This is a genomic window from Pseudoalteromonas espejiana DSM 9414 (assembly GCF_002221525.1).
Taxonomy (GTDB): Bacteria; Pseudomonadota; Gammaproteobacteria; order Enterobacterales; family Alteromonadaceae; genus Pseudoalteromonas; species Pseudoalteromonas espejiana.
The window spans coordinates 394,816-414,917 of sequence record NZ_CP011028.1 but is presented as its reverse complement, the minus strand read 5'-3'; the positions used below and the strand labels follow the sequence as shown (position 1 = coordinate 414,917).

Below are 20,102 nucleotides of genomic sequence, written 5' to 3'. Positions count from 1 at the left end.
AGTTACCCTTTAATTGCCGACATCATGTTCCACATTGGCATAAATATACCTAGCGCTAAAATAAGCACCATAATGGCAACAAATACCGTTAAAATAGGCTCTATTTTTGCTGTTAAACTACGTAAGTCGTAATCAACTTCTCGCTCATAAAAATCAGCAGCCTCTTGTAATAATTCATCAACACGGCCCGTTTCTTCACCTACTGCCACCATTTGCAAAACAAGCTGCGAAAATAACTCACTGCTTCTAGAAGCCCGCAATAAGCTGTCGCCTTTTTCTATATCTTGACGCATAGTAATAATGGCTTTTTCCATGTAGCTATTATCTACAGCGTGCGCCGTTAATGAGAGCCCTGTCGTCATCGGCACACCCGAGCGCAATACCATGGCTAAGCTTTGGCTATAGCGGCCAAGTAAGGTGCGCTTTAAAATATCACCCACAAATGGAATTTTTAACTTATGTTGATCCCATTTAAAGCGCCCAGCGCTGGTATTTAAATAACGTCGCCAACCAATTACCCCGCCCACACACAAAAGCGCAAGTAACCACCAGTAGTTAACAAAAAAGTTGCTCGTACCTATAAGTATTTGTGTCATTAGGGGGAGTTCGGCATCGAACTTTTCAAACATGCTGGCAAATGTCGGGATCACAAAAATGTTTAAAATGATCATGGCAACAAATAGCGCTAAAATTACAAAAGTAGGGTAACGCATAGCCGCTTTAATGCGTTTACGGGTTTCTTGCTCTTTTTCAAAGTAAATGGCCAGTTGATAAAAGGCATCTTCTAAGCGCCCCGATCCTTCACCTACTTTCACCATAGAAATAGTTAAGCGACTAAATATTTTATTGTGTATAGCTAACGCACTAGAGAGCTCACGGCCTTGCTCTAATTGACGTGTAACCTCAAGAAGAACACTTTTAAACTCTTTATTTTGAGTTGTATCGGCCAGCCCAACCATGGCTCTAATAATAGGAATACCCGCCTTGAGTAATGAGTACATTTGCCGTGAAAACATGATCATGTCATCAAGGCTAATTTTTTCATTAAACAAGTTATCAAATAATTTAATATTATTTTTTGTTTCAACTAACGAAATAGAAATAGGTATGTATTGTCGTTTTAGTAAGCTGTCGGCCACGCCCGCTTGGTTATTAGCTTCAACGCGACCTTTTACCAAGGCACCTTTGGCATCTTTAGCCTTATAACTATATAGCTGCATCGTCATCACCTACTATTTCGGGGACATATTCAGCCACTTTAAATACCTCATCTAACGACGTAACCCCTTGCTTTGCGTAAGTTAAAGCCATAAATGAAAGCGGAGCAAAATTAGCGCTATTTTTGGCAGCTTCAGCAAACTGCTGAGTATCGTTATTACGCAGTGCGTCCATCATGGCATCGTTCATTTCTAGTAGTTCAAAAATACCTACTCGGCCTTTGTAACCACTATGATTACAAGCGGTACAGCCTTGTCCTCGCCAAAATTGTGTATTGCTTAGGTTTTCACCTAAATAAGTGAGCCAGCTTTGCTCTTGTTTATCAGGGTGGTACGGGATTTTACATTCTGGACAAATTCGCCTTACGAGGCGCTGAGCAATAATGGCGCGTAATGAACTCGCAACGAGGTAAGCCGGCGCTCCCATATCAATTAAGCGCATAGCACTTGATATCGCATCATTGGTATGCAAAGTAGAAAGCACCAAATGACCTGTTAATGCAGCCCTCAAACCTATATCTACGGTTTCTTGGTCACGCATTTCCCCCACCATAATAATATCGGGGTCTTGTCTTAGGGTGGTGCGTAAAACACTGGCAAAACTTAAGCCTATTTTGTTGTTTATTTGCACCTGATTTACACGGCCAATGCGGTATTCAACAGGATCCTCTACGGTAATAATTTTGCTTTCTTGTTGATTAAGCTCACTTAAAGCGCCGTATAACGTGGTGGTTTTACCTGAGCCGGTAGGGCCTGTTACTAGTACCATGCCATGTGGGCGCTTTATAATGCTGCGCAAGCGCTTTAAAATATGTACCGGCATACCGGTTTCATCTAGTGATAAAAGCCCAGCTGACTGGTCAAGTAGTCGCATAACAACCGACTCACCATATTGCACTGGCATGGTTGATAAACGCACATCAATACTATGAGTATGAACTTTTATATTGAAGCGGCCATCTTGCGGTAAACGTTTTTCTGATATGTCTAAACCTGACATTAATTTAAGCCTGAGCACTAACGCAGAGGCAATTTTAACTTGGTTTAACGTGTGCTCTTGTAATACACCATCTACTCGCTGGCGAATACGCAGTAGCCTTTCATCAGGCTCTATATGAATATCTGACGCACGAACTTGTACGGCATCTTCAAAAATAGATTGTAGTAGCTTAACAACCGTTGCATCAGAGGTTTCGTCAGCTAAAGAGTTAAGGTCAAACTCTTCAACATCCTCATACTCTTCATGTAGCTTTTCGGCAAAGTTGGTAATATCTTCGGTGCGTCGATACACATTATCAAAGGCAGCCATAAGCTGGCTTTCTTGCACAACGGCTAACTCTAAGCGTTTTGGCGCTAGCATGGGCGCTAATTGATCAAGCGCTCTTAAATCTGCGGGGTCACTCATCCCCACTAAAACAGAGTCACCATTGTCTTCTATTACAAGCGCTCTGTAGCGCCTGGCGTATACCTCTGAGAGTAATTTAGATACTTCTGATGATATTTTACGCTGTGAAATATCTAAAAACGGAATTTGTAATTGCTGTGCTAAAAATCTTAATAATTGCGGCTCACTGATAAAATTAAGCGCAATTAAAGTGGCGCCGAGTTTACGCCCTGAGGCAGCCTGAACATTAAGCGCTTCGCTTAGTTGTGCTTCAGAAATCATTTGCTCGTGAACAAGCAAGTCGCCTAAGCGCATTTTTAAACTAGGTCTCATGCTGCCTCCTTTAGCGCAACTAAACGCTGCAATGCATGTTGAGTCATTGCTGCATTTAAGCCACCTAAATCAAGCGCAACTTTATAAAGGTGTTTTGCATCAATAAACTCCCCTAGCGCATCTTTAGAAGTAGCCAACGCAAGCCACCACTTAGCCTGCTGAGGCTGAATTTGCGTAAGCTGGGTAAAGCTATTTAACGCTACTTGATGTTGCTGCGCATTTTGTGCTGCTGTGCCTTTTAACACCCAAAACTCTAAATTAGCATGTGGCTCTAACTCATTAACCAGTAATGCAAGCACCCCTTCGTACTCTTGCTGCATAATTAAAATTTTACTGAGCATCACCCGCCACTGAACAACCTCTGGTTTTATTTTAATCCCCGCCACTAATAACTGCTGAGCCATAAGCACATCTTGCTGCTGAAAATACGTTGCAGCTAATAAATTACGAGCTTCAATGTGCTCAGGCGCTTTTGCTAAAATAGCGGATAAATCATTTATTGCATCATCATATAATGCAAACTGCAAAGCTTGCTTGGCTTGTGTTAACTGCTGCTCTATAAGCTGTGCTTTGCTCTGCCTTTTGCTAGCCACTTTAACTATTTTGTTATCTGAAGGTGTGTTTTTTAGGCTATCCGCATCGCGTTCAAGGCTATTACTAGCCGGCTTTTGCGCTGTTTTAGCTATAACCGGTGTAGGCACTTCGATAGCCGCTTTTAATTTAGGCTGAGCGCTAGTCGTAGGCTGTATGCTTTTATTACTTGACGCAGCGGGCTCCGAGATACTTTTAGGCGGCGTTAAACGAGCAACTTGCTCTGTTTGCACACGAGCTTCTGTATTTATGCTTTGTGTAATAGCCGGCTCTTTAGCCACTTCATTTTGGGCATCATTAGTTTGAGGAGCTTCAACTGTTAGCTCACTACCAGGTTCAGGATTAGCTATTAATTTATTTGAATTATTGTGCGGCTGAGCAACAGGTAAATATATATAAGCAGCAATAATTAATACGCAGGCAAGCAAAACACTTAATACTTTAAACAACACACTTTGGTAATCTCTCACTGGTGATATAGCAACACTTGCAGCCTGCTCATTCGTGTGCGTTGTTTGGCGCTGGTCAATATTTTTTAGCATAGTGTTAATTACACTCATAACCACTGCCTCCACACCCAAATTGCAGCAATTACAAATACACTAATTGCTAACACACTGTAGCCCCAATACTGATTACTACGATATTTTGCACAGTCGTCTGTATCTGCAATTGCGAGCTGAATATGTCGTGATGTGATTATATTAAGCCCTTCACCATAGGCTTGTAGTAATACTTTATGGCATAAAATATTAACTAAGCGAGGGATCCCTCTGCTTGCACGTGCTATTTTTAGCCCTAAACGATTAGAAAACAGTGGCGGCTGATTAAACCCGGCAACTTGCAAGCGGTGGTTAATATAATAAATAACCTCACTTGCGGTCATAGCACGCAGTGAATACGAAAAACTAATTCGTTGGCGCAATTGCCTAACCTTACTATTTGCGAGTTTATCGTCTAATTCCGGCTGGCCAAATAAAACAACTTGAATGAGCTTATCTGTTTCGGTTTCAAGGTTAGTAAATAATCGCAGTGCTTCTAGTGTCTCCCAGCTCAAGCATTGTGCTTCATCAATTAACAATACAACCCGTTCGTTATCCTCTTGTAGCTCTAATAAGTAATGATTGATCTGCTGACTTAACGATTGCTGATCCAAAGTTTTGTCTACTTCCATACCTAGCTCTACCGCAATTGCCCAGCGCAACTCTTCAGGGCTTAAATAAGAGTTAGGTAAATAAGCAACAAAGTAATCCTCTTCAATTTGGTTGAGGAGTTTTCTACACAGTAAGGTTTTTCCGGTACCCACTTCACCCGTCACTTTTATAAACCCCTCGCCCATCTCAAGCGCAGTAGTTAGCACTTGCATAGCTTCATGATGTGGCTCAAGTGCACAAAAGAACTCAGTGTTAGGGGTTAATGTGAATGGCATTTCACTTAAATTAAAAAAGCTTAAATACATAGTTAGTTCTCATACCATGTATTTAGTAGCTCACGACTTTGCTTTTGTTGTTTTTTCCACGTGTCGGGCATCACCACCGTCGGCTTAATTAAAATAACGAGCTCTTTTTTCTCTTGGCGTTTTCTAATGCTTTTAAAGAAATTACCTAAAATTGGAATATCACCTAATACCGGTGTTTTAGACTCTTCATCTTCGGTAGTGGTTTGCATTAACCCGCCAATAACCACTATTTCACCACTTTGAGCGCGAATAACGGTATCAGACTCACGGATATTGCTTTGTGCAAGCGGCAGCTCAAAACGTTGATCATCTAAAGTGATCACTTTTAATTGCTCTTCAGTTTCGGTAACTGAAGGGTGAACATGCAAAATGACAGAACCATATTTATCTATTTGTGGCGTTACATCCAATGCAATACCTGAAAAAAACGGTGTTAAATCAATCTCTGGTGAAGTTGTCGTTGAGGTGCCCGTTACCGTTGTGCTAGATACATTCGTTACAAAATACTCATCTTGGCCTACTTTAATGACTGCCTTTTGGTTGTTTGTTGCAGTAACGCGCGGGTTCGAGAGCATTTGTAAATCGCCTTGCGTTTCTAATAAGCTAATAACGCCACTAAAATCGCCTTTTTCAATAGTTAAAGACGAAACACCACCAAGCGTCGCTGAAATTGTATTGCCTATGCTACCTGCAGTAGTCGCAAACGATACGCCCCCTTCTAAACCTCGAGATATACGTTCCCAGTTAACCCCCTGCTGGTATTCATCTTTAAGTGTTATTTCGACAATTTTTGCCTCAAGAATAACTTGGCGTTGGAGGTTTTCTTGGCTTTGGCGTAAAAAATCTTTAAGTTGGTTTATTTCACTAGGCAAGGCGTTAACCGTCACCAAGCTAGCCTGCGGACTTGCAATAACATAGCGCCCGTCACTTGAGCCAATAAGTGACTTAAGGGCCAGCTCTAGCTCCTTCCAAAAATCATTTTGATTAATCGTTTGAATACGTGAACCATTTAATTCAGTATTTTGATTATCACTGCCAAACTGATTATTTTGCCCTGAGCTATTAGAATTATTAGAACTTGAGTTAGTGTTATTATTATTTTGTGAAAATTGACTAACCCCACCAGCAACCACACTCACTGTAGACTGCCCATGGCGCTGCATCATTAAATAGTTTACTGGGATTGTTTCAGTTCGCATTTTGGCTGGCAGCACCTGAACAATGCGCCCTTCATTAACAATATCTAGCGGGTACATTCTTTTTATAACCGCGATAACTTCTTCAAAAGTTACATTTTTTAAATTTAATGAAATAGCTCCACTCACCTGTGGGTGCACAGCTACGCTGTAGGGGGTATCGGCAGTTAAACCACTAAAAAAGGCGCTTACTTCTACTTCTTTGGCCGCTACATCAAAACGCTTTACCGCTAACTCATTTGTTAAGCTTTGCTCACTATTAATAGACGACAGTAAACTTTGTGTAAGCTCAGTGGGTACTTCAACGGGTGCAACACGTGTAGGCTTACTGCTTACAGGGGTAAGCTCTGTCGCTATATGAGGCCTAACCTCTTTGCCAGGTTTAAAGCTATGGCATGCCGTTAAAAGAGACGGTAATAAGATAAGAGCAAACCATGGCCTTGTTAAATTACTTTTTAATTTCATAGTCATATAATTCTAATTTTATTTGCTTATCATCATTTGCTAACAGGACTGAATTGGCATTAATTGTTAGCACCCGAAACTCACCTATTTCATCCCCAGATTTATAAACCTGAGCAGAGATAATCGCTTTGTATTGCGTTTCGGTTTTAATAATTGACTGTAATGAAAGGTCTGAGGTGGTAGTGCCCCCCTTACCCGTTATTGTTATATTGCTTGGCTGAGTCGGATCGCGTAACACTTCAGCAGCACTAAAAGCTGAAAAAACAATGCAAAACATACCCATGCTATAAAGCGATAAATTTTTCATTGGCACTCACTGTCGCTATTTGTAATGTAAGTTCAGCATTGGGGTATTCTTGTACTTGATAATTGAATTGCTGAATTAACAGTTTTTGTTGGCTTGTTTTTAAACCGGCTAAGTATTGCTGCAAACTAAAGTAGCGACCTTTTAAAGTAACCACCATTTGATGCTCATAAAACAACGTTTGGGTATCGTGTTCACCGAGCTTTTCTACATCAATTGCTTTAGCCGGGTTTACTTTAAAGCTCAGTACTTGCACCTCTGGTGTATTTACCAATAAATCTTTTAACACCGCAGGTACTTTTTTTGCAGCAATAAAGCCTTGGCTAAAGCTACTAAGTTTATTATTAATATCAATAAGTTCTCGCTGGGTTTGACCAACTTGGTTTCTCAGTACTTTTGTGTAGTCGTGCTCTAAAGCTTGCGTAAGCATAGAAAGCTGCGCGTCATTTTGGTTTAGCTCTTGCCACAACGCATTTTGCTCAACCCGAATACGGTTAACCGTGTCTTGTTGCGGAAAAACCACAAACCATAAACCTAAATAAACAATTAAAAATAAACCGACGAACAACACAGAAAACTTTTCTCGCTGCTGCATCGCTGCAAAGCGAGCTTGATACTTAACGTATATTGGCCAACCCTTTTTTTCACCTTGCTCACTCATTGTTGCACCTCACTTATACTAAGCTCAGTTGCTACACTAAATTCGCTCACACCCTCAGTGGTTGATATTTCTAATACCGAGAATTCTTTACCTCTAAAAAAGCTAGATTGCTTTAAATTACTTAACCAAATTGGTAAAAATTTTGATTGTTGTGTGTGCCCTTTAAACGTTACTTTTTGACCGTCAAATTTGATTTGATTAAGCCAAATATTCGGCTCATGAAATGCCGCTAAATCATGCATAATATTGGCATAATCTGTATTGGTTTGAGTTGAAGTATTTGCTAAATAATCAAACACTTGCTGTTTATGTAAAATTTCTTGTTGTAAGGTTTGTAACTCATCAACTAAGTGTGTTTTACTTTGCTTTTCGGCTAGTCGCTGTTTAATCACTGAGAGTTGCTGCTGAGTTTGCTTTAAATAAGCTTGGCTTTGTGACAACAGCTGTTTGCTATTGTGCTCTTCATATAAGTAAAACAACCACGTAGTAGTAACAACCAACAGCGTTCCTAGCCATAGCGTTAACATGCCTTTAAACGGAACCGGATCGCGCCTAACCTTGATTGATTTTTGATAAAAATTAATCCGTGTTTTCATACTACTGAATCCGGACTTGTTAACTGATATGCAGCCCCTAGTGCATAATAAAAGTTGGGCTCAAGCTCCTGTGCTAAATCTACATTAGGTTTAAAATCAACAACTTTAACTTGTAAAAAGTCGGCTAAACCGGCTCTGAGCGTTAGAGACGATAAGTCATCGCAATGTAACTGGATGCTTCTTATAGGTGGTTGCTTGAGTTGGCTTTCAAAAAAATCCATTGAACGTTGAATTTCTAATCCTAACGCCTCTACTAACCCTTGAGTTCGCTCTTTGTCTGAGATACCTAAAAAACCATTCAAACGCCTTACTAGTAACAGCTGCCCATCGCGAATTATTAAAATACGGGGCTCATGCCCTGCATGCTGAACGATAAGCATATGCGCGCTTTTATCTTCGCCAAATAGGGTAACTAAAATCATCTCTTCTGATGTCATAGCTCTAAGCACAGGTTTTATTTTTTCGAAGCTATCAATAAATGGGAGTAGCTGAAGCTTATTAGTAATAAACACATTCATTTTACTACTTTGCATAGGCTGAATAATGGGGTAGTCGATAAAGTCAGCGACGATATTTTCTGGCGGAATATCAACCAAGTCTTTAGTGGTCCAGGGTAGTGACTGAATAATTTCTTCATCGCTTAGCATAGGCTTATCCATTTGCACTATTTGATAAAAATAATGCGGAACCACTAAGTTTACTGCGCACACCTCAGCGCAAACTTCATTTGTGCAAGCGGCAATAGCGGCTGTATAATCGGTTTGGTCTTCTACATTTACACTATGAGAATTGTGTACGTACCACTGCCCTTGATTTTTTTTCAAACACACTGCGGTTACTTTGTGTGCATAAGTAGCAATACCAATAGCAGTGTTTGAGTCTAAGCTACGATTTAACCAAGATAACAACGAAAACAGCTTTTGTTTCATACAGCTACTATTGTTAATAAGAGATTAACTAAGTGTCGTACAAGATTATTAGTTTGCAAGTTTAAACGTGAGAAATAATGTTTAATTTATTTAATATTGAAAAAGAAAGCCCTATACAACAAATAGATAGTGACTGTCTTAAAAAAAGAAACATACGTTTAAGTGTAAAAAGAGATGACTTACTACATCCACTCATAAGTGGAAACAAATGGCGCAAACTAAAATACAATTTACAGCAAATGCAAAAGAGTAATAAAACGCAGTTATTAACCTTTGGTGGTGCATTTTCAAATCATATTCATGCGTGTGCAGGGGCAGGAAAATTATTTAATATAAAAACGCATGGTATTATTAGAGGCCCGCATTTAGATAATCAAAACCCAACCCTTCAATTTGCTAAAGAGTGCGAGATGAACTTGCATGCAGTTACACGCCTTGAATATAAACAGCGCTATGACCCTGACTACCTAAAAGAGCTACAAACTCGCTTTCCAGATGCTTTTATTATTCCTGAAGGCGGCAGTAATGAGTTTGCCATACCAGGTTGTGCACAGCTTGCACAATGTTTACCTGAGCATGACTACCTAGTATGCCCAACAGGCAGTGGCGGCACTCTTGCAGGCTTAATTGAAGGTAGCCATGAAGAAACACAATTACTAGGAATTGCAGTATTAAAACAAGCTGAGTATTTAAATAAAGAAATTGCCGCGCTTAGTAAAAAAGCTGCCCAGCAGTCAAATTGGCAGCTACTTACTCAGTTTCATGATGGCGGTTATGGTAAGTTTACGAGTAAATTGTGGCAGTTTTGCCAAACCATGAACCAGCAACATAATTTACCTTTAGAGCCAATATACAGTGGTAAAATGATGTACGCCTTATGGCAACTCATTGAACAAGACTACTTTGCCCCTGGCAGCCATATTATGGCGATACATACCGGCGGCTTACAGGGACTTAATGGTTTAAAATATCGCGGTCTTATTTAATACCTAACATTTATACCTAATAAAAAGTAGCATGATTAAATTCTTGTAGCGGCTCAGAAAAATAAAAACCTTGCGCAGCTACTACACCAAGTTTTGCAAGCATAAGTAACTCTTTTTGAGTTTCCACACCGACAGCATAAACCGGAATACCCAATAATTTACTTTGGGTAACGATGCGCTTAACCTCTTTTTGTTGAGGTGTTTTTTCATCAATATTATGAACAAGCTCATACCCAAGCTTTACTCCGCTTACCAATTTATGAGCTGCAATTTTGTTCATATTCTCTAGGTGGTGAAAATTATCTATAACCAATAGTCTGTGCATGCTATTTAGCTTTTCAAATGCTGGTGTAAGCTGTACTTGGTATTTAATAAAATCCGCTTCACTCATTTCAAACTGTAACTTACGGTTTGTTGTAAAGTCTTTCATATTGTCTACAAACCAGCTCCAAAACTTATCATTAAACCAGTTACTTATATGCAAATTCACACTTACGGTTAAAGCCGTAGGCTCAGCCAAAATAAGCTTTTTAACCTGTAATAATACAGCGGTGTCTAACTCAAATGCTTCTTGGTTATTAAAGTCTTGATTAATAAAGTACCGTGCAGCAAGTAACCCATGTGGCTGCTGTCTAATTCTAATTAATACCTCGTGTTGTAAAATTTCGCCTGTGGTAAGCGTAAATAAAGGCTGAAAAAACAATATAAATTTATTCTTTTTAATGTTTTCGATCACTTCCTTACCTGAAATTAAATTACCTTGATCGTATTGTAGTGGTAATCGGTGCCAATGCTGAATTAAGCTTCCTTCTGAAAGTAACAAGGCTGATTTGGCTAATTTAAAAATAGCGGACTGATCTGCTCCTAGTTGATAATTACACATGCCTACTTTTATATTTTTTCGTTTTACTGTACTGCGATAACGCAGGCAAATTTGATAAACACATTCATGTAAGCGTTCGCTGTAATGCTCCAGCTTAGCCGCTGGTATGTTGTTAAAGGTAATAGCTAAGTTATTCGCACTAAATAAATTGATTGATATATTGGGGAGCTCTTTAAAGTACTTTGCTATCATCACTTTAAAACTAGCTTGGGTGTCGGTATTTGGATCAAATTCACAATCGCATTGTACAATTGCAAATAAGCTGTGCTTTACAGAGGTAACACCATACATTGATTTTACTTCACAATTTAAAGCAGGAACTTGAGCAGCTAACTTAGTTGCGGTGTTGGTAGCACTAAAGGGAATTGATTTTAAAGGCGTAGGTTTTTTCACTAATACCTTCCACCACTTAACCCACCAGCCTACGGCGCCTAAAACAATTAAGTTAAGTAATATAAATAAATGCCCCTGCTCCACCCACGCTGGCCAATAATACAAACTAATACTGAGTGTTTTATAACTAAATACATCGCGCTGTATATCTACCAAGTATTTAAAATGCGCTGTGTTACTCTGTGCCGCGAGCATAAAACCTTTACTTTGCGCTAGCGCTTCAACTACGTTTTTATCAGCATGTGTATTAATTTGCAGCTCATATATTTGCTGTGTGAGCTGCTTGCCATTTTGATGGATTTTATTATTAAGGGTGCTTAATAACAGCACATTCAAAACAATTAATACTAGCGCGACTAAAGCCAAGTAAAATATCTTTTTTTGCTTAACAAATGGTATTAAAGCTTTATACATAGTGCTCTCTGTAGCAGCGCGATTACCTCAAGTGTTGTTCAAAATAGTCATTAGCACAAGCAGGTAAACTAAGTTTAAATATTTATTAATAAGCTAAACAAAAAAAACCCGTATAAACGGGGTTTTGTATAACATTAAATAATTATAAGGCGCATCTATTAGCTTTATCCCGCAGAGCAAACCTGCCGGTAAACCTTTATGGCTGTTTACCTTCACTATTTAATATCATTTCTCCATCTTCTTTATAAAGCTCCCCTTGCGGCCACTGCGCTAATAGCGATAGCACTGATTCACTGGGCCTGCATAGTTTCACGCCTTTAGCCGTACAAACAATGGGTCTATTTACAAGTATTGGATGGGTTAACATAGCCTCTAAAATAGCTTCATCGGTAATGCTATCGTCTAATAAACCAAGCTCTTTTGCCGGCGATTTAGTGACTCTAAGCGCTGTTTTAGGTGTAAGCCCTGCTGCAGCAAACAATACTTGTAGCTGTGGCTTTGTCCAACCCTCTTTTATGTACTCAATCAGCGTAGGGGTATAGCCTGCCGCTTTTATAATGTTAAGTACGTTACGCGAAGTACCACACTCAGGGTTATGGTGAATAACAACCATGGCGTTCTCCTAGTTAAACCAATGACGGGTTTTATTAGCAAAATACACTAAGCTAAGCATTACAGGCACTTCCACAAGCACACCAACCACAGTTGCAAGCGCAGCCCCTGAATGCAAACCAAATAATGAAATAGCAACCGCAACCGCTAGCTCAAAAAAATTAGAGGTAGCAATCATGCATGCCGGCGCTGCAATATTATGTGCTAGCCCCATTTTTTTAGCTGCAATATAAGCTATAGCAAAAATGCCATACGTTTGAATTAATAACGGAATAGCAATAAGGACGATTGCTTCAGGATTATCTATTAATGTTTGTGATTGGAAACCAAACAACAGCGCTACCGTTGCCAGTAAACCAATAATAGAATAGGGTTTCATTACCTTTAAAAAGTGCTCTAAACGCGAATGGTCATCGGCTTTATCGAGCTTTTTACGGGTAATGGCACCTGCTACCAACGGAATAAGTACATACAAAACGACCGACAATAACAGGGTATCCCACGGCACCGTAATATCGGTTACACCAAGTAATAACCCGGCAATTGGCGCAAAGGCAAAAATCATAATTATATCGTTTATTGATACCTGCACTAAGGTGTAATTAGCATCACCTTTCGTTAATTGGCTCCATACAAACACCATGGCTGTACACGGTGCTACGCCTAGCAAAATCATTCCAGCTATGTATTCAGTGGCCGTTTGAGGGTCAACAAAATCGGCAAAAATACCTTTAAAAAATAGCCAACCTAATAGCGCCATAGTAAAAGGCTTTATAAGCCAATTAATAACAATAGTAAGTACTAAGCCTTTTGGCTTTTTACCTACATCTTTAATTGACGAAAAATCAATTTGCACCATCATTGGGTAAATCATTAACCAAATAAGCACTGCGATGACAATATTTACATGCGCATATTCAAAACTTGCTACTAAGCTAAACGCATCTGGAATAGCATAACCGGCAACAATACCAACGGCGATCGCCAGTGCCACCCATACCGATAAAAAGCGCTCAAATAACCCCACATTAACCTCCTATAGCTGTTTTTGATTAACACGTTGACTAAGTTGCTCTGCAGATTCAACTCGCTCAGAGTATCTATCAACAAAGTATTCTTTTTGGTCGCGCATAAGTAAGGTAAATTTTATGAGTTCCTCCATAACATCCACAATGCGATTGTAAAATGCTGACGGTTTCATGCGGCCATTTTCTTCAAACTCTAAAAATGCTTTTGGTACTGATGACTGATTAGGTATGGTTACCATGCGCATCCAACGCCCTAGTACACGTAATTGATTAACCACATTAAATGATTGCGACCCACCACACACTTGCAACACAGCAAGCGTTTTACCTTGTGTAGGTCTTACGCCACCAAGGTTTAAAGGCACCCAATCTATTTGGTTTTTAAATACACTTGTCATTGAGCCATGGCGTTCAGGAGAGCACCACACTTGCCCCTCAGACCACAACATTAAATCGCGAAGCTCTTGCACTTTAGAGTTGGATTCATCTTCACTATCGGTAAGTGGAAGACCCTCAGGATTAAAAATTTTAACCTCTGCACCAAAATGCGTAAGCAAACGCGCACTCTCTTCTATCACTAACTTGCTGTACGAGCGGCTTCTTAATGAGCCGTACAACAATAAGATTTTTGGTTTATGAGCAGAAAGGCTCTGCTTAAAGTCCTCACTTGTAGGAATATGGCTGTGTGTTAAGTCTACATTGGGTAGTTTATTTTCAGATGACATAGGACCCACTTCTTAAATTTAATAGCTTCCAAAAGGTAAGCTTTAACATATGAAAAATCGAATATATGAAATTTCACATATAAAATAAAAACAGTCAACTGTATTTTATTTAAACGGTGTAAGTTAAAAGCATTTTTGAGGGCAATAAATTAGTAGCTTAGGGGTTAATATTCAGAGTTATCGTTATTTAGTGAAGGGTTTGCGCTTTGAGCACATTGTAAAATTGTACTAATTAAAGTTTGGGTTTTAAGTGGCTTAGCCACATGCGCATTTACGCCTAATGACATATAAAAAGCGATATCTTTTTCCATCACGTTGGCGGTTAATGCAATGATGGGGATATTGGCTATATGAGCCTCACTATGTTTGCGTATCTGCTTAGTCGCTTCTACCCCATCCATAATAGGCATATGAATATCCATTAAAATCAAATCAAAACGCTGCGTTTTTAATGCGTTTATACATTCAAGCCCATTTTCAACAATATGAATTTTACCGCCACGTTTTTCCAGTGCATCGGTGACTATTAGTTGGTTAATTGCATTGTCTTCGGCCATTAAAATAGATAACCCTGATAAGAGTGTATTTGTGCCTTTTGAAGGGGCAGCAGCGGTGTTATCCAAATTACTTTTTATTACTTCAAATAGCAGCTTATCTTTTAGCGGCTTTTGTAAAACCGCATCAATATTTAGTGCTTTTGCTTCATCAAAAATGGCGTTGGCATTTAGCTGAGTCATTAAAATAACAACGCCGGGCTTATTTACACTAAGCTCGTTAAGCTTTACAAATAAGCTTTCATTACCTTTTTTATGTAATCCCCAATCGGCAATCACTACCTTATAGTGTTTACTTTTAATTTGTTTAATAGCTTGCTCAGCCGAAATACAAATTGTGCAGTTTAAGCCTAGTGCTTTAATTTGTTTATCAATGGTATTTAATGCTAATACGCTCTCATCTACCACTAATACATCAACACTACTTTTAAATACGCCACATTTTGCTTTTTCTGGTTTAGGCTGCTTATCTACTAACACTTTCATTGTTGCCGTAAACTCACTGCCGACCCCTTGTGTACTAGTTACTGAAATATCACCATTCATTAATTCACATAAACGCTTACTAATGCTCAACCCTAAGCCTGTACCACCAAACTTTCTGGTGGTTGAGCTATCTGCTTGCGTGAAAGAGTCAAACATAGTGGGTAGATTTTGCTCTGCTATACCGACCCCAGAATCTTTTACAATAAAGTGCAATAAAGTCGCATTGCTTTGCTCTGTAAAAGGCTCAGCTTCAATAGTCACTAACACCTTGCCATACGGTGTAAATTTAATTGCATTCGAGCATAGGTTTAAAAGCACTTGGTTAATTCTGACGATATCGCCAATTAAGCTAGTAGGTACTTTAGGATTTACAACCACCGAAAACTCTATACCTTTATCAATAGCCTGACTTTCAAACATGGTTGTAATGTAATCAACTACGGAGTTAATAGAGAAAGCATATTCTTCTAGATTTATTTGTCCCGCCTCAATTTTAGAAAAGTCTAAAATATCGTTAATTACAACTAAAAGCTGATCAGACGAATACTTTATTTTATCTAATAAGTGCTTATGCTTTTGCGGCAAATTATCTTCAAGGAGAATATCTGTTAAACCTATAATGCCATTCATAGGGGTTCTGATCTCATGGCTCATGTTGGCTAAAAAGTCGGATTTAACGGTGGCTAAATGCTCTGCTTCCTCTTTGGCAATCACTAGCTCTTCGGTTCTTTGCTCTACCCGCGACTCTAATTTTAATTTTTCTAAGTCCAGCGCATTTAATAAACCCACCCGCTTATTATTTAAATAAAGCACAAAACCTAAACAACTACTTAAAATAATAATTATGGCAAATGCGCTGTATATAAGGGTTTTATTTTGCTCAAAATAGGTCGGCGTGTAATACAAAACGCTTGAACCTTTAGGCAAAGTTATCGTGTCAAAATTAAATGCTTTGAGCTGTCGCCAATCATAGTAGTGGGCGCTTAAGTTCTCCCCATTTAAGGGCTTCAACTTGCCATGATTATAATAATAAATAACGGCATCAGCGGCTCGCTCACCTATCTTATCACCAGAGAGCATATACCCGCCCACTACGCCTGTGCCCAGTAATACATGCCAATAGCTAAAAATAGGTGCACGGCTATTTTTGGCTAAAATGCTAACAAATTGGTAAGGACTTTGGCGCTTATTGTCGTAGCGTCGAAAAATAGGGGTAAATAGAATAATCGCGTTTTTAGGAGCAGCTTGAACTTTATTAATTAACTCCTCTGCTGGTATATCAAACCAGTTTTCAATCTCTAAATGAGAAAAGTGCTCCGATATAATAGGTAATAAACTTTGATAAAAGTTTAAGCCAATATCATTTTTTGTATCTAAAATAACAATTAGCTTTTCGGGTTTAGCAATGGTCACCGCATTTAACGTAGCTTGCTTGTAATCTAATTTAGCTTGAATAATAGAGCCTTTAATATGCTTAGGCAGCGTAAATTGCGCTCCCGGCTCTAAATATATTCTTGGAACAGTGGCATAAAAGTCAGTTAACTCAGAAAGTAACGCCGCCGCAGAAGGTGACTGAGTAATAATAATATCAATAGGCTTGTTTTTATATTTTTGCTTAAGATAGGTGCCTACAATGTGCTTTTGTGCACCTTCGTTAAATCGCCCCACATCCATATTTTCTACAAATAAATCGAAGCCGTAGTTCCTACTTGATAGCTCTTTTCTAAGGCCTAGCTCAACACTTTTTTGCCAAGGCATATCTTGGTTTGTAGCATTAATCAGCAGAATTTGTATTGAATTATCGGATTCTGACGCATGTAACTTAAAACCAACAAGCTGAAAAATAAGAAATATAATAACAAAACTGGTTTTCATATTTTTCAAAGGCTAATTGGTTGAAGGGTATGTAGAGAGTAGATTGCAATCAGGTATATATCAAATAACTACCCCCCTTAAAAACAGAAAAACCCTGCTAATAGCAGGGTTTTAAAATATTTAGATCTTTATTCTTACACTTTTAAATAAACCATGATCTAAAAAGGTAGTTTACAGTTAATATCCAAAAACCACCTAGCAAGAACAAATAAAACCATATAACACATAAACTTAATGAGAAATTAATAAAGCTTACTTTACAAAAAAATAATTTTTGTCAATTTAAGGCTTGTTTTGCACGATTAGCAGCTCTTAAATTTACACTATTGAGTTACTATTAACTGATCCCATTTAAGATCTGTTGGTGAACTCCTTGACCATTTTCATCTTTCTTTACCGCCATTAAGAACAAACAATTACCCTGACTATGCTTAGCCCATAAATCTCCAACTAAACGCTTTTCAGCTGAATCATCATTCGTTTTATAAGCTTCACCCTTATATTCAATAACTATGATTCGCCCATCATTAAGTTCAGCAATAAAATCGGGGTAAAAATTACGGTGTGCTAATGGCAAGCTAAATGATGCCTCATCACGCCTTACTAAATTCCGAACCCAATGTTTAACTTCAGGCATCAAATCTATAATTTGGGCACATTCAAACTCTTCACCGCTAGATTTCATATCCTCTATCTGAGGATAATAGTGCTTAGAAAAATTGTATTGACCATTGTAATAAGGAGGACGAGCAGGATAGTTATCAGCCTTAAACTCATAACTGAAGTCATAAGTTGTTAACACATTAGAATCATCATCAAATAATGCTTGTTGATATCCTTTTGTGGCTGCTTGTTTGCGATATTCGGAAACCAAATCACTAATGGCATTGACTAGAGGGTATTTATTTCGAATCAATGTTGTAAGTGTCAAATCTGGCTTTTTCAATAAATGGTTAACAACATTTGATAAGAAAGCCGTCATTTCCCTCTGTGTCACATCGCTTTGACGACACTCCTGATCTAACCAGCCTACCAGTTCATCTTGAGAAACTTCAGTATTCGCAAAGTTTAAATTGAGTGTTTGTGCATTATCTACAAAGTTGTACTTAACCTTTTTACCTTGCATATCTAATGAAAAACTCACGGTCTCTTCCGTGGGTTTGTAGTCTAGTATTGCTGGGTAATCTAATAAGCTCCAGCCTGTAGTATCCAGAAACACTTCTTTTTCAGCTAACTCTAGTTCGCCCTGACTCATAACACATAGTCTAGGTAATGCGGCAAATACAGCCCCGTTTTCAGACGGTGATTGAGCAGCATAAACACTTTGGTTATGTATTTTAATTGAGCTTTCAATAGACTTCTTAGGTTCAGTCGATACTTTTGTTATTGCCGCTTTTAAGTTTTCAGATACACTACCAGTGACAGTAACAACTTTTCGCCCTTCAACCTCAGAGACCTTGATATTGCTTCGATCTTCTTCAGTTAGTGATGTGGTATCAATAACTTCTTTCACTTCAACCATTAGTGTCGTTACTGGTTTTGTTGGGATAGTATTAGTTTCATGATTTGTGCCAAACAACTCCCCTTGGTTAGCATCTTGCTGACGAAGAAACGTTGCTACTTCTAGCTCTTCGAAACCCATTGAAATTAACTTATCAGCAAGCTCTTTAGCAGCTTGAGCTAAACTATTTGTTGATAAATGTGCATAGGCTCTATTTAAATCTTCAATGACTCTTCGCTTTGCATATGGCATTCTTAAAACTCGACCAAGAAGCTGCTCAGCATCTTTACTCGATGAAACTTGTTTTACTGAGCAAAATACATAAGCAAACGAACAATCCCAACCTTCTTTTAATGCTTCAATAGTTATAACAAATTCAATTGGGCAGTCTGGCTGAAAAAGATCTAACCCATCTAGTTCGCGCTGTGTTCCCGTTGCAATAGCTATTTTACTTTCATCAATATGATGCTGCTCTATTAGGCACTTTTTAATAACTTCAACAGTGACTTTACCGTTTTTATTTTCGGCCTGTAATAATACAATCGGGCGAATATAATCAGTGTCTTTTTGCGCCTGAACAGCTAGTCTTTCTCTGGTTAAAACCGCATCTCTAACTGCCTCTTCCCACCCATTTACATGCTCAGTTAAAATAATTGGTAATTTAATCATTTCTTCCGCTTTTAACTGTGCTGCTGAAACATGATAAATAATATTACTGCCATTAGTCCCTGTTGTATTAGGGGTCGCAGTAAATTCTATTATTGCAGCGGGGTGTACGCGTCTTAATGTATCAAACGTTAATGATGTTCTAGCATTATGTGCCTCATCTACTATGACTAAAGGGTTGTAGAGAGCGAGTAAATTTGCAAATGAATACTTTACTTTACCAATATCTTTTACGGTTAAACCATTCTCAGATACATCATCCTCTGTTACTTTTTCTAACTTTTCAAATGCAGGGTGATTACTGGTTAATTTAGCAAAGTGCGGTTCAAAATCTTCATGGTACTGATAGACTTTACGATCTGTTGTTTTTGTTACCCTTAAATTAGCTAAGGTAGAAACAACTATGATGGCTTTGTTGCCAATATCTTGTGAGCGTATTTGATTAACGTCAGCAATATCGTAAACACTTACGTTATTAGCAAATGCCTTGTTCAAATGATCTGTATAGGCAGGATTACTCTTCAAAGCAGATACTGTCTGCTGTTGAATAGTTGTTGTTGGTACTAACCATAGAGTTATTGGGTAATCCTGTGATAAAAACTCTTTAGTCGCAGTCGATATAGCATAAGTGCCTAATATAGTTTTACCGCCTCCTGTAGGAATACGAACGCAAACGTAAGGCGTATCATCAAACTTATATGCTCGATAAGGTGCGTTTGTAAAGTTATTATCCCTTAATGACTGACTAAATGAAGATTCGATATCATTTGTTTCTCGGCAGTGTTTAAAAAAACTAGCTAATGTATCTAATGTACCTTGTTGATAACTTTTTAACTGAAACATC

At 38.5% G+C, this 20,102-nt stretch carries 16 protein-coding genes; 1 reads left to right on the top strand and 15 read right to left on the bottom strand.

Features of this window, described 5'->3' with window-relative positions; translation table 11 throughout:
• Window positions 1–2: 2 nt before the first annotated feature.
• The 9 genes from PESP_RS01855 to PESP_RS01815 are packed head-to-tail and all read right to left on the bottom strand — an operon-like array spanning window position 3 to window position 9,135.
• Window positions 3–1,220: a type II secretion system F family protein gene (locus PESP_RS01855; RefSeq protein WP_089346518.1), complete on the bottom strand. Its 1,218-nt coding sequence runs from the start codon at window positions 1,218–1,220 to the stop codon at window positions 3–5.
• The gene (locus PESP_RS01850; protein ID WP_089346517.1) at window positions 1,207–2,934 is read right to left on the bottom strand and encodes a GspE/PulE family protein; all 1,728 of its coding nucleotides are present in this window, start codon (window positions 2,932–2,934) and stop codon (window positions 1,207–1,209) included. Before PESP_RS01850 ends, PESP_RS01855 begins: the two co-directional genes overlap by 14 nt.
• Window positions 2,931–4,085 carry a tetratricopeptide repeat protein gene (locus tag PESP_RS01845; protein ID WP_089346516.1) on the bottom strand — a complete coding sequence of 385 codons (1,155 nt, stop codon included), beginning with the start codon at window positions 4,083–4,085 and terminating at the stop codon, window positions 2,931–2,933. Before PESP_RS01845 ends, PESP_RS01850 begins: the two co-directional genes overlap by 4 nt.
• On the bottom strand, window positions 4,082–4,984 hold the full coding sequence (locus tag PESP_RS01840) for an ExeA family protein (protein WP_089346515.1): 903 nt from the start codon (window positions 4,982–4,984) through the stop codon (window positions 4,082–4,084). The genes PESP_RS01845 and PESP_RS01840 overlap by 4 nt, the downstream gene beginning before the upstream one ends.
• Window positions 4,985–4,986: 2 nt before the next feature.
• Window positions 4,987–6,645 (bottom strand): pilus (MSHA type) biogenesis protein MshL, encoded by a 1,659-nt coding sequence (mshL, locus tag PESP_RS01835; protein ID WP_089346514.1) that lies wholly within the window; start codon window positions 6,643–6,645, stop codon window positions 4,987–4,989.
• Window positions 6,629–6,952, bottom strand: coding sequence for an agglutinin biogenesis protein MshK (locus tag PESP_RS01830; protein WP_089346513.1), 324 nt, complete (start codon window positions 6,950–6,952; stop codon window positions 6,629–6,631). Before PESP_RS01830 ends, mshL begins: the two co-directional genes overlap by 17 nt.
• Window positions 6,930–7,610, bottom strand: a complete 681-nt coding sequence (locus tag PESP_RS01825) for an agglutinin biogenesis protein MshJ (protein WP_089346512.1) — start codon at window positions 7,608–7,610, stop codon at window positions 6,930–6,932. Before PESP_RS01825 ends, PESP_RS01830 begins: the two co-directional genes overlap by 23 nt.
• Window positions 7,607–8,206 (bottom strand): PilN domain-containing protein, encoded by a 600-nt coding sequence (locus tag PESP_RS01820; RefSeq protein ID WP_089346511.1) that lies wholly within the window; start codon window positions 8,204–8,206, stop codon window positions 7,607–7,609. Before PESP_RS01820 ends, PESP_RS01825 begins: the two co-directional genes overlap by 4 nt.
• A complete protein-coding gene (locus tag PESP_RS01815; RefSeq protein WP_089346510.1) occupies window positions 8,203–9,135 on the bottom strand; it encodes an MSHA biogenesis protein MshI in 933 nt (310 codons plus the stop codon). The genes PESP_RS01820 and PESP_RS01815 overlap by 4 nt, the downstream gene beginning before the upstream one ends.
• A gap of 77 nt (window positions 9,136–9,212) precedes the next feature.
• Here PESP_RS01815 and PESP_RS01810 point away from each other — a divergent pair, with 77 nt between their 5' ends.
• A complete protein-coding gene (locus tag PESP_RS01810; RefSeq protein WP_089346509.1) occupies window positions 9,213–10,121 on the top strand; it encodes a 1-aminocyclopropane-1-carboxylate deaminase/D-cysteine desulfhydrase in 909 nt (302 codons plus the stop codon).
• Window positions 10,122–10,137: 16 nt separating this feature from the next.
• Here PESP_RS01810 and PESP_RS01805 read toward each other — a convergent pair whose 3' ends face one another.
• The 6 genes from PESP_RS01805 to PESP_RS01780 form a co-directional block, all read right to left on the bottom strand.
• The gene (locus tag PESP_RS01805) at window positions 10,138–11,811 is read right to left on the bottom strand and encodes an EAL domain-containing protein (protein ID WP_089346508.1); all 1,674 of its coding nucleotides are present in this window, start codon (window positions 11,809–11,811) and stop codon (window positions 10,138–10,140) included.
• A 196-nt stretch (window positions 11,812–12,007) separates the two neighbouring features.
• On the bottom strand, window positions 12,008–12,424 hold the full coding sequence (gene arsC, locus PESP_RS01800; protein ID WP_089346507.1) for an arsenate reductase (glutaredoxin): 417 nt from the start codon (window positions 12,422–12,424) through the stop codon (window positions 12,008–12,010).
• Window positions 12,425–12,433: 9 nt separating this feature from the next.
• Entirely contained in the window at window positions 12,434–13,450 is a 1,017-nt protein-coding gene (arsB, locus tag PESP_RS01795; RefSeq protein ID WP_089346506.1) for an ACR3 family arsenite efflux transporter, read from the bottom strand.
• Between the two features lie 9 nt (window positions 13,451–13,459).
• Window positions 13,460–14,176, bottom strand: coding sequence for an arsenical resistance protein ArsH (arsH, locus tag PESP_RS01790; protein WP_089346505.1), 717 nt, complete (start codon window positions 14,174–14,176; stop codon window positions 13,460–13,462).
• Between the two features lie 164 nt (window positions 14,177–14,340).
• On the bottom strand, window positions 14,341–17,091 hold the full coding sequence (locus tag PESP_RS01785; protein ID WP_089346504.1) for a response regulator: 2,751 nt from the start codon (window positions 17,089–17,091) through the stop codon (window positions 14,341–14,343).
• Window positions 17,092–17,428: 337 nt separating this feature from the next.
• Window positions 17,429–20,101, bottom strand: coding sequence for a DEAD/DEAH box helicase (locus tag PESP_RS01780; protein WP_089346503.1), 2,673 nt, complete (start codon window positions 20,099–20,101; stop codon window positions 17,429–17,431).
• Between the last annotated feature and the right edge of the window lies 1 nt (window position 20,102).

Bases quoted from the DNA above. Each gene is read 5' to 3' on its own strand.
- PESP_RS01855 (WP_089346518.1), bottom strand. From the start codon at position 1,220: ATGCAGCTATATAGTTATAAGGCTAAAGATGCCAAAGGTGCCTTGGTA.
- PESP_RS01850 (WP_089346517.1), bottom strand. From the start codon at position 2,934: ATGAGACCTAGTTTAAAAATGCGCTTAGGCGACTTGCTTGTTCACGAG.
- PESP_RS01845 (WP_089346516.1), bottom strand. From the start codon at position 4,085: ATGAGTGTAATTAACACTATGCTAAAAAATATTGACCAGCGCCAAACA.
- PESP_RS01840 (WP_089346515.1), bottom strand. From the start codon at position 4,984: ATGTATTTAAGCTTTTTTAATTTAAGTGAAATGCCATTCACATTAACC.
- mshL (WP_089346514.1), bottom strand. From the start codon at position 6,645: ATGAAATTAAAAAGTAATTTAACAAGGCCATGGTTTGCTCTTATCTTA.
- PESP_RS01830 (WP_089346513.1), bottom strand. From the start codon at position 6,952: ATGAAAAATTTATCGCTTTATAGCATGGGTATGTTTTGCATTGTTTTT.
- PESP_RS01825 (WP_089346512.1), bottom strand. From the start codon at position 7,610: ATGAGTGAGCAAGGTGAAAAAAAGGGTTGGCCAATATACGTTAAGTAT.
- PESP_RS01820 (WP_089346511.1), bottom strand. From the start codon at position 8,206: ATGAAAACACGGATTAATTTTTATCAAAAATCAATCAAGGTTAGGCGC.
- PESP_RS01815 (WP_089346510.1), bottom strand. From the start codon at position 9,135: ATGAAACAAAAGCTGTTTTCGTTGTTATCTTGGTTAAATCGTAGCTTA.
- PESP_RS01810 (WP_089346509.1), top strand. From the start codon at position 9,213: ATGTTTAATTTATTTAATATTGAAAAAGAAAGCCCTATACAACAAATA.
- PESP_RS01805 (WP_089346508.1), bottom strand. From the start codon at position 11,811: ATGTATAAAGCTTTAATACCATTTGTTAAGCAAAAAAAGATATTTTAC.
- arsC (WP_089346507.1), bottom strand. From the start codon at position 12,424: ATGGTTGTTATTCACCATAACCCTGAGTGTGGTACTTCGCGTAACGTA.
- arsH (WP_089346505.1), bottom strand. From the start codon at position 14,176: ATGTCATCTGAAAATAAACTACCCAATGTAGACTTAACACACAGCCAT.
- PESP_RS01785 (WP_089346504.1), bottom strand. From the start codon at position 17,091: ATGAAAACCAGTTTTGTTATTATATTTCTTATTTTTCAGCTTGTTGGT.
- PESP_RS01780 (WP_089346503.1), bottom strand. From the start codon at position 20,101: ATGTTTCAGTTAAAAAGTTATCAACAAGGTACATTAGATACATTAGCT.